The organism is Brevibacterium moorei, assembly GCF_024580735.1.
In the GTDB taxonomy this organism is placed as follows: Bacteria; Actinomycetota; Actinomycetes; order Actinomycetales; family Brevibacteriaceae; genus Brevibacterium; species Brevibacterium moorei.
Map to the genome: position 1 here is coordinate 13,674 of NZ_JANIJX010000030.1, position 16,422 is coordinate 30,095.

At 68.4% G+C, this 16,422-nt stretch carries 11 protein-coding genes and 1 rRNA gene; 6 read left to right on the plus strand and 6 right to left on the minus strand.

Translation table 11 applies throughout. The features are described from left to right. Positions 1-29: 29 nt before the first annotated feature. Both NQ034_RS14530 and NQ034_RS14535 read right to left on the minus strand, forming a co-directional pair. Positions 30-461 carry a DUF5663 domain-containing protein gene (locus NQ034_RS14530; RefSeq protein ID WP_257049720.1) on the minus strand — a complete coding sequence of 144 codons (432 nt, stop codon included), beginning with the start codon at positions 459-461 and terminating at the stop codon, positions 30-32. Positions 462-640: 179 nt separating this feature from the next. Next, positions 641-1,588 carry an NADP-dependent oxidoreductase gene (locus NQ034_RS14535; protein WP_257049722.1) on the minus strand — a complete coding sequence of 316 codons (948 nt, stop codon included), beginning with the start codon at positions 1,586-1,588 and terminating at the stop codon, positions 641-643. Positions 1,589-1,739: 151 nt separating this feature from the next. Between NQ034_RS14535 and NQ034_RS14540 the strand changes: the two genes are divergently transcribed. Next, positions 1,740-2,657 (plus strand): 2-keto-4-pentenoate hydratase, encoded by a 918-nt coding sequence (locus NQ034_RS14540; protein WP_257049723.1) that lies wholly within the window; start codon positions 1,740-1,742, stop codon positions 2,655-2,657. Between the two features lie 102 nt (positions 2,658-2,759). On the opposite strand, the gene NQ034_RS14545 is transcribed toward NQ034_RS14540, so the two are convergent. Together NQ034_RS14545 and NQ034_RS14550 are read right to left on the minus strand one after the other, a co-directional pair. After that, on the minus strand, positions 2,760-3,536 hold the full coding sequence (locus NQ034_RS14545) for an SDR family oxidoreductase (protein WP_257049724.1): 777 nt from the start codon (positions 3,534-3,536) through the stop codon (positions 2,760-2,762). A 27-nt stretch (positions 3,537-3,563) separates the two neighbouring features. Beyond that, a complete protein-coding gene (locus tag NQ034_RS14550) occupies positions 3,564-6,689 on the minus strand; it encodes an HAD-IC family P-type ATPase (protein WP_257049725.1) in 3,126 nt (1,041 codons plus the stop codon). Positions 6,690-6,924: 235 nt separating this feature from the next. Here NQ034_RS14550 and NQ034_RS14555 point away from each other — a divergent pair, with 235 nt between their 5' ends. From NQ034_RS14555 to NQ034_RS14575, 5 genes are all read left to right on the plus strand, one after another. Next, positions 6,925-8,550, plus strand: coding sequence for a thiamine pyrophosphate-dependent enzyme (locus tag NQ034_RS14555; RefSeq protein WP_257049726.1), 1,626 nt, complete (start codon positions 6,925-6,927; stop codon positions 8,548-8,550). Beyond that, positions 8,547-10,010, plus strand: coding sequence for an aldehyde dehydrogenase (NADP(+)) (locus NQ034_RS14560; RefSeq protein WP_257049727.1), 1,464 nt, complete (start codon positions 8,547-8,549; stop codon positions 10,008-10,010). The genes NQ034_RS14555 and NQ034_RS14560 overlap by 4 nt, the downstream gene beginning before the upstream one ends. Before the next feature lie 108 nt (positions 10,011-10,118). Then, positions 10,119-11,405 carry an SLC13 family permease gene (locus tag NQ034_RS14565; protein ID WP_257049728.1) on the plus strand — a complete coding sequence of 429 codons (1,287 nt, stop codon included), beginning with the start codon at positions 10,119-10,121 and terminating at the stop codon, positions 11,403-11,405. A gap of 83 nt (positions 11,406-11,488) precedes the next feature. After that, the gene (locus NQ034_RS14570; RefSeq protein WP_257049729.1) at positions 11,489-12,433 is read left to right on the plus strand and encodes a hydroxyacid dehydrogenase; all 945 of its coding nucleotides are present in this window, start codon (positions 11,489-11,491) and stop codon (positions 12,431-12,433) included. A 66-nt stretch (positions 12,434-12,499) separates the two neighbouring features. After that, complete coding sequence (locus NQ034_RS14575; RefSeq protein WP_257049730.1) at positions 12,500-15,430, plus strand: FAD-binding and (Fe-S)-binding domain-containing protein; 2,931 nt, start codon at positions 12,500-12,502, stop codon at positions 15,428-15,430. A 37-nt stretch (positions 15,431-15,467) separates the two neighbouring features. Here NQ034_RS14575 and NQ034_RS14580 read toward each other — a convergent pair whose 3' ends face one another. Both NQ034_RS14580 and rrf read right to left on the minus strand, forming a co-directional pair. Beyond that, entirely contained in the window at positions 15,468-16,184 is a 717-nt protein-coding gene (locus tag NQ034_RS14580) for a GntR family transcriptional regulator (protein ID WP_257049731.1), read from the minus strand. A gap of 110 nt (positions 16,185-16,294) precedes the next feature. Then, a 5S ribosomal RNA gene (rrf, locus tag NQ034_RS14585) occupies positions 16,295-16,411 on the minus strand. Positions 16,412-16,422: the final 11 nt, after the last annotated feature.

Below are 16,422 nucleotides of genomic sequence, written 5' to 3' on the forward strand. Positions count from 1 at the left end.
CAAAGTTGCGGTGTGCAGAGTCGCAGGGTTCAGCCCAGTCCATCGACGGTGGCGGCCAGGCGCTTGACTGAACGGGTCAGCTCTTCGTTCATGATCCGGGCGCGGTCGGGGGTTTTAAGCCGCATGAACAGTTTGAGGGCGAAGGTCTGGAGCTCCGGGGTGGCGGTCTGCGCATAGTCCTCGACCGTTCCCATCCCCTCGGATTCGAGCCAGGCCAGGATCGCGGCGCGGTCACCCTGGTTCATCCGGTCGAATGCCTCGGCGTCGTGCTCGCTCAGCCCCTCGGCCAGGCGGTCGCCCACCCGGGTGCGCATATCGGCCATGGCGGTCTCGACCAGGGCAGTGCGCTGTTCGGCCGGCAGCCCGGCGACCACCGCGTCGACTGCCGCGGTGGGGTCGACTGCCGCGGTGGGGTCGACTGCCGCGGTGGGGTCATCGTCGGCGAAGAACGCGGATCCCATTGCTTTCCTCCCAGGGTTCGTGCGGTCACCACCGGGCCCGGCGGCGACCGCGTCCATCCTACCGGCGCGAGGCTCCCGCACCTCCACGCGATTCTTCATAGACACCATCCCAGCGCGGAAACGACCTGTTGCAGCACGTCGTTTCCGCGCTCAGGTGGTGTCTATGCCTGCTCCCGCACCTACCCCCGAACCCTGAGCACCATCCGGCCCGCGCCCGCGTCGAGTTTCCGGTGCGCGGCGACGACCTCGGCGAAGGGTAGGACCTCCGGCTCGGCCACGCTGATCGTCCCGGCTGTAATCCCGGCCGAAACCGCTTCCAGGGCCACATGATCGGGTTCGACGATCATGCCCGTGAGTCGGATCCCGGCCGCTGCCGCCCGCTCTACCAGTTCGCTCTTGTCCCCCGAGGGCACGCTGACGACCAATCCACCCGGAGCTGTCACCCCGATCGCGCGCTCACTGTATTCGCCACCGACCAGGTCGATGACCACGTCCGCCGAATCGACCGCGTCCTCGAAGCGCTGCCGGGTGTAGTCGATCGCCTGGTCGATCCCAAGGTCCATCAGTCCCGCGAGCTTGCCCGTGGAGGCCGTGCCGATCACGTACGCGCCCCGGCTCTTCGCCAGCTGTACTGCGAACCGACCCACGGCTCCGCTGGCACCCAGCACCAGCACCCGCTGCCCGGCCCGCACCTCGGCCACGTCGACGACGATCTGATAGGCGGTGGTCGCCGGCAGCGGCACGGCTGCGGCCGTGCTCAGCGACAACCCTGCCGGAACCTCGACCAGCTGTCTGGCGGGCGCGGTGAGGTATTCCGAATAGGCCGCGGCCGGATAGGGGAAGCGCGGCATCCCATAGACGCGGTCGCCCACGTCAAAGCGCGTGACTCCCATACCCACCGCGGTCACGATCCCGGCCACGTCCCAGCCCAGGGGCAGCGGCGGGCCACCGGCCACAGCGCCCATTTTGCCGCCCTGCCGGGTCTTACCGTCCACGGGGTTGATCCCGGCGTAGTCGACCCGCACCTGCACCTCGGTGGGGACCGGTTCCGGGACGTCCACGGTCTCAAAGCGGAGCACCTCGGGCCCGCCGTATTCGCCGATGATCACCTGCTGCACCCGGTCCACCTTCGTCTTCCTCCCGCGATCTCACATCGTGTTCCATATTCGCCTGGCCCCCGCGGCTGCGAGAGGCTTGGACCAGCATCGCACGCCGCGGCACATTCCGCACCACGCGCATCCGGCTCCAAAGAAGGCTCCAAAGAAGAGGTCGTCCACCATGTCGCACACACCCGTCACAGACTCCGCCGCAGCGCCGCTGGGAGGCGGCGAATCGCCGAACTCCCGGGCCGAGGCCGCAGCCGGCCTGCTCGTGCGCGCCCGCACCGCCGGCGATAAGTTGGACGCCCTGCCCACGGAGGCCAAGCCCGGGGACAAGGCGGACGCCTATGCGGCCCAGGTGCTGATCGCCCAGGTACGGGCCGAGGACACCGCAGGGTGGAAGATCGCGGCGACCAGCCTCGACGGGCAGCGGCACATCAACGTCCCCGGCCCCCTCGGCGGGCGCCTGCTGACCTCAGAGGTCTACGGCGATGGCGAGACCGTCGATCTGGGCAACAACGCCATGTGGCTGGCGGAACTGGAGTTCGTCTTCGTCTTCGCCCAGGACCTGGCGGCACGGCCTGAGGAGTACACGCGTGAGGAAGTGCTCGCGGCGATCGGCGAGCTGCGCCTGGGGATCGAGCTGCCCAGCAGCCGGTTCGTCGACCCCGCCACGGTCGGGGAGCTGGGCCTCATCGCCGACAATGCGTGTACCGGCGAGTTCGTCCTGGGGCCGGTCGTGCCCGCAGGCTGGGAGCCCGAGGTCCTGCCGCAGACCCGCGTCACCGTCACCGTGAGCGGCGTGGCCGCCGGGCGGGGCGAGGACGCGGCCGGCGCTCAGGCCACACCGGCCGACACCGAGTCAGCACAGCCCGGCGAGCCCCGGGTCTCCTACGGGATCGGCGAGAACGTCATGGGCGACCCGGTCGAGGCCCTCCGCTGGCTGGTCAACGAGCTGTCCGCCCTGGGCCATCCCCTGCACGCCGGCCAGTTCGTCACCACCGGCACCTGCTGTGCGCCGGTGCCGGTGAAACCCGGAGAGGCCCTGAGCGCGGACTTCACGGGTCTGGGCACCGTGGAGTGCAGCTTCGCTTAAGCGCATGCCCGCAAACACCAACCTGGCGCGGAAACCACCTGCTACAACAAGTAGTTTCCGCGCCAGGATGGTGTCTATGCGCTCAGATGTCCAGGACGCCCCTCACCGGGCCCAGGTGACTCCGCCGTCCACCGCGACGGTCGTACCCACCACATAGTCGCCGGCGCGCGAAGCCAGGTAGATCGCGACCCCGGCCATGTCCTCGGGCGTGCCGATCCGCCCGGAGGGAATGCCCTGGGCCACGGCCTCGGACTGATCGCGGGCTTCCCTGTTCATGCTCGAGGGGAAGGCGCCCGGCGCGATCCCGTTGACCACGATGCCGTCGTCGATCAGGTTCAGCGCCAGTTTCTTCGTCAGGTGGATGACGCCGGCCTTGGCCGCGACGTAGCTGTAATTGTCCACCGGGTTGATGCTCATCCCGTCGATCGAGCCGATGTTGATGACCTTTGCCAGGTGGTCCCCGGCCCGGCCCACGGCGCGCAGTTCGGGCGCGAGATCCTGGATCAGGAAGAACAGGGCCTTGACGTTGAGGTCCATGACCTTGTCCCAGCCGGATTCGGGGAACTCGTCGAAGGGCGCGCCCCAGGCGGCACCGGCATTGTTGACCAGGATGTCGAGGGCCGATTCGTGTTCGCGGAACTTCGCCACGACCTCGGCGCGGCCGGCCGTGGTCGAGATGTCCCCGGGGATCGAAACGCAGGTGCCCAGTTCGGACAGTTCGGCGGCTGTCGCATCACAGGCCTCGGCCTTGCGCGCGGTGATGTAGACCCGCACCCCGGCGCGCACGAAGCCCTCGGCGATCATCTTGCCGATGCCACGCGAACCGCCGGTGATGAGGGCGCAGCGGCCCTCCAGTGAGAACAGGGTCGAAATGTCCATTTTGCTCCTTTGCAGATGTCGTCCGGATCACTTTACCGCGGAACGCGCCCGCACCCAGATCTTGCGCAGTTCCTCGGCCCACAGCACCAGGGAGGCGCCCAGGGTCGCCACGACCCAGTCGGCCACGGACATCCCGGCGGTGCCGAAGGCCACCTGCAGGAACGGCACGTAGACCACCGCGATCTGCAGCAGCACGCTGATCGCGATCGCGCCCCACAGCAGCCGGTTGTGGAACAGGCCGTGGAAGGCGCTGCCCACCCCGGAGCGGGCGTTGAACACGGAGAACAGATTGGCCAGCACCAGGGTGGTGAAGGCGGTGGTGCGCGCCTCGTCCAGGCCGTCCACGCCGAAGGGCCCGATGGCCGGGATCAGGCCGCCCGGCAGGCACAGGTCCATCACCAGCAGCAGGCCAAAGGCCATGGTGAATCCGGTGGTGAAGATCGCGACCCACATGTTCCTGTCGATCACGCGCTCACTCCGCTTGCGCGGGGGCCGGCCCATCACGTCGTCGAGCTCGGGGTCCACGCCCACGGCCAGGGCCGGCAGCGTGTCTGTGACCAGGTTGAGCCACAGGATCTGCGTGGCCAGCAGCGGCACCGCCAGGGCCGCGCCGGTTTCCTCGGCGGCGGCGGTCAGGCCGATCACGCCCATCAGCACGACGCCGAAGAACATGCCCAGCACCTCGCCCATATTGGCGCACAGCAGGTAGCGCAGGAACTTCTTGATGTTGTCGAAGATCGTCCTGCCCTCGTGCACCGCGCGCACGATGGTCGCGAAGTTGTCATCGGCCAACACCATCCGGGCGGCCTCCTTCGACACCTCGGTGCCGGTGATGCCCATTGCCACGCCGATGTCGGCGGCCTTGAGCGCGGGCGCGTCGTTCACCCCGTCGCCGGTCATCGCGACGATCTGGCCCTGGGCCTGCAGGGCGGAGACGATCTTGAGCTTGTGTTCGGGCGCGACGCGGGCGTAGACGGACACGTCCTCGACAGCCTGGGCCCAGCCGGCATCGTCCAGGGCATCGAGTTCCCGGCCGGTCAGGGCCGGCGCATCGGGGGCGACGATGCCCAGCTGAGAGCCGATCGCCCTGGCCGTGGCCGGGTGGTCGCCGGTGATCATGACGACCCGGATGCCGGCCCGGTGGGCCTGCTCGATCGCGTCGCGGACCTCGGGCCGCGGTGGGTCGATGATCGCGACGGTGCCCAGATAGCACAGGTCGGATTCGTCGGCCTCGGTCAGTTCGGAGACCGTTCCGGCGCCGTGGCCGAGGTCCCCGCCGGCTGATTTTCTCGCAGCCGAGGTGCCGGCCGGGTTACTCGCAGGCGCAACCGCAGCAGGTTTGGCAGCCACGCCGATCGCGCGGTAGCCCTGGGCGGACAGGGCCTCGATCCCGGCCAGGAGCTCGCGGCGCCTGGCCTTGTCCAGCACCACCGCATCATCGCCGACCTGCTCGGCGGTGCACCGGTCCAGCAGCACGTCCGGGGCGCCCTTGGACAGGATGACGCGGCGCCCTGACAGCCAGTGCAGCAGCGGGTTGTCGCCAGCTCCCGTATCACTGGCCGCGCCCGCCACGGCACCGGGTCCACCGGCGGCGGCTCCGCCCTGCCCCTTGGTGGCCACCACCTGGCCGACGGCCTCGTCCACATGGTGCAGGGTCGTCATCATCTTGCGCTCGGAGGAGAATGGGATGTCGTCGAGTCGGGTGGCGGGCAGGCCGGATGCACTCTCACGGGCGGCCGCCCGCAGTTGCGGCACCTTGTGCGCGGCCACCAGGAAGGCCGCATCGGTGGGGTCACCGGTGATGTCCCAGCCGGCGGCCGTGTGAACCAATTGGGAGTCATTGGCCAGGGCGCCCGCGCCCACCGCCAGGGCCGCCTCGCGCAGAGCCCGGGCAGCTCCGGCCTCGCCCACGGTCCCCTCTGAACCACTCGCGCCCGGAGCGCCGACGGAACCGGCCGAGCCGGACACACCAGCGGAACCGGCCGGCCCAGCGGGCGTCGCAATGGCCTCGCCCGCAGGGTCGTAGCCCACCCCGGTGAACTCCGTGGCACCCGAGGCCGTGACGACCCGGGCGATCGTCATCGCGTTCTGCGTTAGCGTGCCCGTCTTATCGGTGCAGATAACCGAGGCGCTGCCCAGGGTCTCCGCCGAGTTCAGGTTCTTCACCACGGCATTGCGCTTGGCCATCCGCTGCACACCCAGCGCCAGGACAACCGACAGGATGGCGGGCAGGCCCTCGGGCACCGCGGCCACGGCCAGGGACACGCCCAGCAGCAGGATCGTCACCCAGTCAGTCGCCGAATGCGGGGTCTGCACGATCGCGATCGTGAGCATGATGACGATAGCGATAATGACGACGATCCGACCCAGTAGCCCACTGACGTGGTTGATCTCGCCGGTCAGCGGGGATTCGGTCTGTTCCGTCTGGTCGAGCAGGCCGGCCACATGACCCATTTCGGTGTCCATCCCAATGGCGGTGACGATTGCCAGCCCGGTACCGCTGGACACCCCGGTGCCGCGGAAGACCATATTCGTCCGGTCACCCAGATCAGCGGGTTCGACCAGGACGGCGGTGGACTTCTCCACCGGCGCGGATTCGCCGGTCAGAGCGGCCTCGGCAACCCGCAGCGCCGAGGCGTAGAACAGTCGGGCATCAGCGGCCACCTGGTCGCCCTCGGCCAGGCACAACACATCGCCCGGCACCACATCGTGACCGGGAATGGTCTGACGCCGGCCGTCGCGCAGCACGGTCGCGCGGGCCTCGGTCATCGAGGCCAGGGCCGCGACGGCATCCGCCGCCTTGGATTCCTGGACAAGGCCGATGACCACGTTGAACACGACCACGAGGACCACGACCAGCGCCTCGATCGGCGCACCGTGAGCGCCCTCGAGCGCCCAGGCCCCCACCGAGATGACCGCGGCAATGAGCAGGAGGATGACCAGGGGGTCCTTCAGCTGCGCCAGAATCCGTTTGATCAGGGGCGTTCGGCCGGCCGATCTGAGTTCATTGGGGCCGTGTTCGGCCAGCAATGCGGCGGCTCGATCACCCGACAGGCCAGCATCGCGTTTCACGTGAAACGCGGTCGCGACAGCCTCGGCTTCGAGCAGGGTCGGGTCGGTAACGGATGCATGGGCGGTGTCGTTGACGGCCATGCGGCCAGCCTACCGAGGCGACTCCCGGCTCGCCGGTTCGCTTGCCGCCTGGAAGCCCCGGTCTCGGTGGACGGACCACGCCGGATGTCGAGCGGATCACTGTCACGCTCAGTAGCATGCTACTCTTGCTTCGTCGGTTCCCCACCCGACGATTCACAGGGACGACGACGAATCGGTGAGCAGCGCGGAGGGGCGGCCACAAGAAAGTACGGCTACACCAATGAGGGAATGAGCTATGACATCTCGCACGCAAACCGCCCATGACGCACCCCGCCTCGCCGGCCACGCCGTCGTCGAACAACTCGTCGAGTACGGCGTCGACACCGCCTATGCGGTCCCCGGCGAGAGCTACCTGGCCGTGTTGGACGGAATGTACGAACACGCCGACGAGATCCGCCTCGTCACGGCCCGGCAGGAGGGCGGCGCCTCGATGATGGCCGCCGCCTACGGCCGTGCCACGGGCCGGCCCGCCGCCTGCCTGGTCACCCGCGGCCCCGGCGCCACCAATGCCAGCATCGGCGTACACGTCGCCTCCCAGGACGCCAGCCCCATGCTCCTGCTGGTGGGCCAGGTCCCCGAGCACAACCGCGAGCGCCGCGCCTTCCAGGAAATCGACTACGCCGCGATGTTCGGCACCATCGCCAAGGAAGTCGTCGAAATCCACGATCCGAACCGCGTCCCCGAACAGATGTCCCGTGCCATCGCCGCGACCACCGCGGGCGAGCCCGGCCCCGTGGTCGTCGTCCTGCCCGAGGACATGCTGATGACCGAGACCTCGGCGCCGGTGGTCAGGACCGCAGCGGTCAGCCGCCCGATCCCCGCCCCCGCCGACGTCGAGCGCGTCATCGCGGCCCTTGCCGCAGCCGAGCGCCCCGTGATCGTCGCCGGGCGCAACAACTGGAATGAAACCACCAGGACCGCCCTGGCCTCCTTCGCCGAGGCCTCGCAGATTCCCGTGGCCACGGCCCTGCGCTGCCAGGACGTCATCGACAACCGGTCTGCGGCCTATATCGGAACCCTGGGTCTGAACACCACTCCGGGTCTGCCCGCCGTGGTCGAACAGGCGGACCTCGTCATCTTCCTCGGCTCGCGACCGGATGCCCAGACCATGGGCGATTTCTCGCTCCTCACGCCGCCGCGTCCGGCCGCCACCATCGTCCACGTCTACTCCGACGGCAACGCGCTGGGGCGTGTCTACGCCGCCGACATCGCCCTGCCGGTGTCCCCTGAGGAATTCCTCGCGGCCCTCCCGGCCCGCGTCGAGCCGGCCGGCGACCGCGCCGCCTGGCTCACGCTGACCGCGGATGTGCGCCGGAACTACCAGCCGCTGAACGACGACGATGCGGTTGCGCGCGACTTCATGGCCGTGTTCAACGAGGTCATGCCCGAGGACACGATCATGACGTGCGGCGCCGGCAACTACACCGCCTGGGCCCAGCGCCACCGTTCCTTCACCACCTATCCCGCACAGCTGGCCACGCAGAGCGGCTCAATGGGTTACGGCATTCCCGCCGGTGTCGCCGCGGCGATCCAGTACCCGAACCGCACGGTCGCGACCTTCGCCGGCGACGGCTGCTTCATGATGACCGGCCAGGAACTGGCCACCGCAGCCGGTGAGAACGCCGATCTGCTGGTCGTCGTGGTCAACAACAGCCGCTACGGCACCATCCGCGCCCATCAGGACCGCGAATTCCCCGGCAGGGTCAGCGGCACCGATCTGCACAACCCCGATTTCGCCCAGCTGGCACTGGCCTACGGCGCACAGTCGACCCAGGTGCGCACTCCCGAGGAGTTCCGCACCGCACTGAACGAACTGGGTACTGCCTCCGGCCTGCGCCTGATCGAGGTGCTGGTCCCGTGAGCGTCGTTCCCAGTACTGCAGCGGAGATCGCACAGACCCTCGACCTGGCCCAGGACGCCGCGACCGTCTGGGGCGCATACGCCCCGGCTCGCCGCGCCGAGGTCCTCGAGGCCATCGCCGATGCCCTCGACGCCGCGGCGGACAGGTTGATTCCCGTCGCCGTGGCCGAAACCAATCTCACCACGGACCGTCTATCCGGTGAGCTCAAGCGCACCACCTTCCAGCTGCGCATCTTCGGCGAGGTCCTGCGCGAGGGCGGCTTCTTCGACGCGCGCATCGACCACGCCGACGCGGACTGGCCGATGGGTGCCCCGCGGCCCGACGTCCGGCGCACGCTGATCCCGCTGGGACCGGTCGCCGTGTTCTCGGCCAGCAACTTCCCGTTCGCCTTCTCGGTCGCAGGCGGGGATACCGCCTCGGCCCTGGCCGCGGGCAATCCCGTCATCGTCAAGGCGCACTCAGGACATCCGGAGCTGTCCGCCCTGACCGGTGAGATCGCCGCCGAGGCGATCGCCGGGCAGGGGGCGCCGGCGGGGCTTCTATCGGTGGTCTACGGCACCCAGGCCGGTGTTACCGTGCTGCAGGATCCGCGGATCAAAGCCGGTGCCTTCACCGGTTCCATCCCCGGCGGCCGGGCGCTGTTCGATATCGCCGTCTCCCGGCCCGAGCCCATCCCGTTCTACGGTGAGCTGGGCAGTGACAATCCGGTCTTCGTCACCAAGGCGGCCGCCGGGGAACGGGCCGAGGAGATCGTCGACGGGTTCATCGGATCCTTCACCGGCAGCGCCGGGCAGCTGTGCACGAAGCCGGGGATGCTCATCGTCCCGCGGGAATCGACGATCGTCGAACTGCTGCGCACGAAGTCCTATCCGCCGGCGGCCGCGCTGCTCAACGGCCGAATCCAGGACGGCTACGTCGCCGCCCTGACCGCGCTGCAGAATCACGCCGATGTCCGGGTCCTGCACCAGGACGCCGACGCCTACGCCGACCCGCCCACACCCACGCTGCTGCACACGGACTCCGCCGCGGTGCTGGCCGATCCCGCGACGCTCCAGGAGGAGTGCTTCGGGCCGGCCTCGCTGATCGTGGAATACGACGATGAGAGCGAACTCGTCGAACTGGCCGCGACCTTCGCCGGACAGCTCACCTCGTCCATCCAGGGCACCGACGATGACGAGGTCACCGAACTCGTCGCCGTCCTGTCCCGGATCGCCGGGCGCGTGTTGTGGAACCAGTGGTCCACCGGACTGTCGGTCACCTATGCCCAGCAGCACGGCGGACCCTACCCGGCGACCACCGCGGTGACCACGACATCGGTGGGCACCGCGGCCATCGAGAGGTTCCTGCGGCCCGTGGCCTACCAGGGCTTCCCCGACCGGCTGCTGCCGGAGCAACTGCGCGAGGACAATCCCCTGCACGTGCCCCGGCGCGTGGACGGCGAACTGTCCGCACGCGGCTGATCCCCTCCCCGCTCAGCGAGCGGCGCCTGCCCGGGCGATCCCGGGCAGGCGGCCCCACCCCTTCGAATCCACACAGAATCCGCTTCTGGTCAAAGGAGACACTAGCGAATGGAAATTCAGGCCATTCTCGGAGTCCTGATCGTCGCCGCCGCGATGATCCTCTTCGTCTTTGAAAAAATCCCGATCGCCATCACCGCTGTCGGCGCATCCCTGCTCATGTGGGCGATCGGCGCCCTCGACGTCAAGGACGTCTACGCGCCCTTCGGCAGTCAGGTCACCATCTTCGTGGCCGCCATGATGATCGTCGGCAGTGCACTATTCAATACCGGCGCCATCGACATCGTCGTCGGCTGGTTCCAGAAGAGCGGGATCGAAAAACGCCCCCGCCTGCTGGTCGCGGCCATCACCCTGGTGACGTCCTTCCTGTCCGCATTCCTGTCCAACAGCGCCGTCATCGCGATCTTCCTGCCGCTCATCGCGGTCCTGGCGGCGCGGTCGACGCGCAAGATGAACGTCCAGTTGCTCGTGCTGTCCGCCGGGATCGGCGCCGCCATCGGCGGCCTGGCCACCCTGGCCGGTTCGTCCTCGCAGGTCGTCACGCAGGGCATCCTGCAGGAGACCGAGGGCGCTACGCCGATGCACCTGTTCACCCTGACCGCGGTGGGCGCTCCCCTGGTCGCGATCACGGTGCTCTACATGTCCACCATCGGCTACAACATCGGCAGCAAGGTGCTGACCAGCCCCATCCCCAGCACCTTCTCCGCGATGGGTGAGGACAAGCCGTCCGACGATAAGCCGACCAAGGGCGTCAACTGGCGGATGCCGTTCTCCGCACTCGCGCTGGTCGTCATCATCGTGGCCTTCGCAATGGGCGCGGACATCGCGATCGTCGCCATGATCGGCGCGGTCGTCATGGTCCTGACCCGCTGCCTGCCACTGCCGGATGCTCTCAAGTCGATCGACTGGAACACCATCATCATCCTCAGCGCCGCGCAGGCCTTCGGCGGCGGTCTGACGAAGTCCGGCGGCGGCCAGCTCATCGCCGACTGGGTCTCCGGCACCCTGGGCAAAACCGCAGGTCCGTGGCTTGTGCTGCTGGTCCTCAGCGTCGTCGCCATGATCCTGACCAGCTTCGCCTCCAACACCGCGCTGACCGCGATGTTCGTCCCGATCTCCATGTCGGTGGCCGGCTCCCTGGGACAGAATCCCACCAGCTGGGCCGTCATCCTGACCATCGCCTGCTCCATCGCGATCTTCACTCCGGTCGGCACCCCGTGTATGACCCAGACCATGGTCGCCGGGATGAGGTACACCGACTACGTCAAGATCGGCCTGCCGCTGGCCTTCATCCTGATCATCGCAGCGGTCTTCATCGGCATGGTCGTCTATCCGTAGACCGGCCGTCCACTGACAGGCCCCATTTCCGCCGGCGGCTGCACCCGGTCGCCGGCGGACCCCACCATTTGAAAGGCATACCCGTGAACGCTACCGATTCCGCTCCGGACAACCGCCCCCTCGTCATCGGCCTGGGCCCCGTCCCGCCGGCCGAGGTCGAACCCACTCTGGGCTCCGGCATCCGCTTCGAGCCCAATCCGGGGCCGGCCGACCTGGCCGGCGCCCAGGGCGCCATCGTGCGCGCCTCGGCCCAGATCGACGAGGCGGCGATCGCACAGCTGCCGGCGCTGCAGGTCATGGCCCGCAACGGAGTCGGCTACAACAACATCGACGTGGCCGCCGCCACCGCACACGGCATTCCCGTGTGCATTACCCCCGGCAGCAACACCAGGGCCGTGGCCGAGGGCGCCTTCGCCCATATGCTGCACCTGGTGAAGAACCTGGCGCCGTTCACCGCGCTGGTCCGCGAGGGCCGCTGGGATGAGCGCACCACGATCCCGATGGGCGACCTGGACGGCGCGACCCTGGGCATCATCGGCTTCGGGCGGATCGGCAGGCTGGTCGCCCAGATGGCGGAGGTCTTCGATATGAAGGTCCTGGCCTACGATCCCGTGGCCGAGGTCCCGGCCGAACTCGACGCGAGCCTGGAGACGATCTACGCGCAGTCCGATATCGTCTCGCTGCACCTGCCGCTGTTGGAGTCGACCCGCAATATCATCGATGCCACGGCACTGCAGGCGATGAAGCCGGGAGCGATCCTGCTCAACGTCAGCCGTGGCGGCCTGATCGACGAGGACGCGGCCCTGGCCGCGCTCGAGTCGGGCCATCTGGCCGGTGTCGGCCTGGACGTCTTCGAGTCCGAACCGCCGGCCGACCACGGCCTGTACCAGCATCCGAACACCGTCCTGACCCCGCACATGCTGGGCATCAGCAAGAAGGCGGCACACGCAAACTACGTGATGGCAGCGCAGATCGTCCGCGATGTGCTCGAAGGCAAGGAGCCCACCACCGCGGTGAGCCCGGAATAATCCGGACCCCCAGAGTGGTAAACGGCCGCTGGGCCGCACGAATCCTATTGGAAAGCAGGTTGTGATTTGACTACCACGCTCGACGTGGCCCAGCGGTTCCGCAACGATGAGATGACCCTCGGCGCCTACGTCTCAGACGCCTCGATCTTCCGGCGCCGGCCCAGGGCCGTCTTCGAACCGGACTCGATGGCGGATATCCGCGAGGCCGTGGCCTACGCCGGTGAACAGAACTGGCCGGTGACCGTGCGCGGGGGCGGAACCTCGGTGGCGGGAAATGCCATTGGCGATGGACTCATCATCGACCTCTCCCGCAACTTCAACCGGGTCATCGAGATCAACCCGCAGGCGCGCACCGCCCGCATCCAACCGGGCATCGTGTGCGACGACCTGCGCGAGGCCGCAGCGGAATTCGGCCTGACCTACGGGCCCGACCCGTCCACCCACAATCGGGCGACGGTCGGCGGGATGATCGCGAACAACGCCTGCGGCTCGCACTCCCTGGCCTGGGGCACCGCTGCGCAGAACGTCGTCGAACTGACCGTGCTGCGACCCGACGGCAGACCCGTCACCCTGTTCAAGGGCGGGACCACGGACCCGGACCTGGACGCCGAACTGCACGCCCTGGTCGATGCGAACCTGGCCCTGCTGCGCACCGAACTTGGACGCTTCCCCCGGCAGGTCTCCGGCTACGGCCTGCACTACCTGCTGCCGGAGAACGGCTTCGATGTGGCCAAGGCCTTCGCCGGGTCCGAGGGCACCCTGGGCATCATCGTCGAGGCCGTGGTCCGGTTGGTCGAGGTGCCCGCGGCCAAGGCCCTGGCCGTGCTGGCCTTCCCCACCGTATTCGACGCCGCCGCGGCGGCTCCCCAGACCAGGGCCCCGGGCGTGGCCACGTCCGAGGGCATGGGCGGGGATCTGCTCGATGTGCTCAAGATCAGCCAGGGCGAGCACGCCGGCGACATCCTGCCAGGCGGCACCGCCGAGGTCCCCGGCGGTGACCGCCCTGCCGGTGGCTGGCTCTACTGCGAGACCACCGGTGTCACCGCAGCCGAGGCCGACCGCCGGGCCCGGGACCTGGTCGCCCGGTTCTCCGGCGGGGACTCCGGCATCGTCGCCTCCACCATCGTGACCGACCCGACCGAGATGCGCGCCCTGTGGAAGATCCGTGAATCCGCCGCCGGACTGGTCACCCGCCTGCCCGATGGCGGTGCCGCCTGGCCGAACTGGGAGGACTCCGCGGTTCCCCCGGAGAACCTCGCCGACTACCTGCGCGAACTCTACCGGCTGCTCGACACGCACAGCCTGCGCGGCATCCCCTTCGGCCACTTCGGCGAGGGCTGCGTGCACATCCGCATTTCCTTCGATCTGGGAACGCCCGCCGGCGTCGAGGTCTTCAACGCCTTCATGCACGATGCCGCCGCTACGATCGGCCGGCTGGGCGGCTCCCTGTCGGGTGAGCACGGCGACGGCAGGGCCCGCTCCGCCCTGCTGCCGGCCATGTACTCCGCCGACATGCTGGCCCTGTTCGCCGGCTTCAAGGCGATGTTCGACCCGGATGGCTCCCTCAACCCGGGCGTGCTGGTCGATCCCGAACCCGTCACCCAGGGCATCCGGCCGGGCCCGGGCGGGCGTACTCGGGAGTTCATCCCGCTGCACGCGCTGAGCCGCGATCAGGGGTCGATCGTCAATGCGGTCAACCGCTGTGTCGGTGTTGGCTCCTGCCGTTCCATGGACGGGGCCATGTGTCCGTCCTTCCAGATCACCCACGACGAGGTCCATTCGACCCGGGGACGCGCCAGGGTCCTGTCCGAACTGTTCCGCGGCGAGACCTACCCCGACGGGGTGAAGTCCGAGCAGGTCAAGGACGCGCTCGACCTGTGCCTGTCCTGCCACGCCTGCGCCAGCGAATGCCCGGTCAACGTCGACATGTCCACCTACAAGTCGGAGTTCCTCAACCAGCACTTCTCCGGGCGGATGCGCCCCATGTCGCACTACTCGATGGGCTGGCTGCCGTGGACGTCGAACATCCTGCACAAGATCCCCGGCCTGGCCTCACTCGTGAGTGCCGCCATGTCGGTGCGCCCAATCGAGTGGACCGTCATGAAGCTGGGCGGCGTGGACGCCAGCCGCTCCATGGTGAGGTTCGCCCCGCGCAGTTTCCAATCCTGGGCGAAGCGGGCCGGCCGGCGCGCCGCCAGGCCCCAGCCGGCCGGCCGCGGCACACGATCCGGGACCTCGGCGTCGCATAGCGGCAGTGCACGGATCGTCCTGTGGCCCGACAGTTTCACCAATCATCTGGAGGCCGGGGTCGCGCAGGATGCGTACACGGTCCTCACCGCGCTGGGCTATGAGGTGATCGTGCCGCAGGGCTTCGTGTGCTGTGGCTTAACGTGGCACTCCACCGGGCAGCTGACGCAGGCACAGCGGGTCATCACGCAGACCTACGACCGGCTGGGCGATCTGGTCGACGGGCGCACACCGGTGGTCGTGCTCGAACCCTCCTGCGCCTCGATGCTGGCCGAGGAAGCTCCCGAACTGCTGCCCGACGATCCTCGGTCAGCCCGCTTGGCCGGGCAGATCCGCACCCTGGGCGAGGTCGTCGCCGAGCACGTCGGAAAGGATTCCTGGCCGTTCGGTGAACTGCCCGTTCCCGCGCTATCGCAGGTGCACTGCCATGAACGCTCCCGCCGGGCCCACGGTGGGACCGCCGAGGTCCTCAACGCCCTGGGCGTCGACGAGGCGGAGATCCAGACCGGCTGCTGCGGACTGGCGGGCAATTGGGGATTCGAACCCGGCCACGCGGACATGTCACGTGAGCTGGGCGAACGCGAGCTGCTGCCGCGCGTCCGCGAATTGGAGTCGAGTTCGATGGTCCTGGCCGACGGTTATTCCTGCCGGACCCAGATCCGCGAGGGAGTCGCCGGCACCGAGCATCAGGATAAACAGGGAATGCACCTGGCCCAGGTACTGCGCAGGGCCCTGGGGCCCCAGAGCTGATGGGCTTATCCGGGCCGGATGCGGTTCCGGGTGCGTTCTAGCCGGCGATGAAGCCCGTGCCCAGTGCCGCCCAGAGGCCCTGCGGGTCGCCGTCCTCACCGGCGCGGTGCAGTGCCTGTTCGATCAGGAGCACCGCAGTGGTCTCAAGATGAGCCCGCATGGCCTCCCCTGCTCCTGCCGGGTCCCCCGCCACGACCGCCCCGATGATCGGGTCGTGTTCGGTCAGGATGCTCGAATAGTCTCGGGCATCGCCGGCTGTGGATGCGCCCAACAGCCGGGTATTGGTCCGTAGATTGTCGATGACGGTACGCCCGCGGCCCATCAGAGCCGTGTCCAGGATCAGCCCGTGCAGCCGTTGATCGTAGGCGAAGAAGAGCTTCTCGTCGTCCAGTTCGGCCGCAGCCACCATGCCGGCACGGAGTTCGTCCGCGACCTGGGTGAATTCGTCTGCGCGCCACAGTGCCGCCCGGCGCGCAGCCGGCACTTCCAAGGCGATTCTGATACCGAAGATCTCCGCCACATCCTCCGGGCGGGTGCGCTTGATGAGGAACCCACGATTCTTCTTGATCACGACCAGGCCGGCGTCCTGCAGTCGCAGCAGAGCATCGCGCACCGGAGTGCGGGAGATGCCCAGGTCTTCGGAGAGCTGATAGAAGCTGTACATGTGATCCGGGACCATGGAGCCGTCGACGACGGAGGTCCGGACGTGATCCATTACCCGTTCGGTGAGCAGCGGTTTCCGCGCAGGTTCCATAGACGCCACCCCTTGATTCTATCCGCCCGTGAATGCACTGATGGCCCCCTGGCGAGCACACCCACACACGGGGTGGCTACAAGCCAGAAGACCATCAGATATTAAATTAATTGCGGCGGTGACCTACTCTCCCACACACTCCCGCATGCAGTACCATCAGCGCAATCGGGCTTAGCTTCCGGGTTCGGAAAGGGACCGGGCGTTTCCCCAACGCTCTCACCACCGCAAAACCACAGAA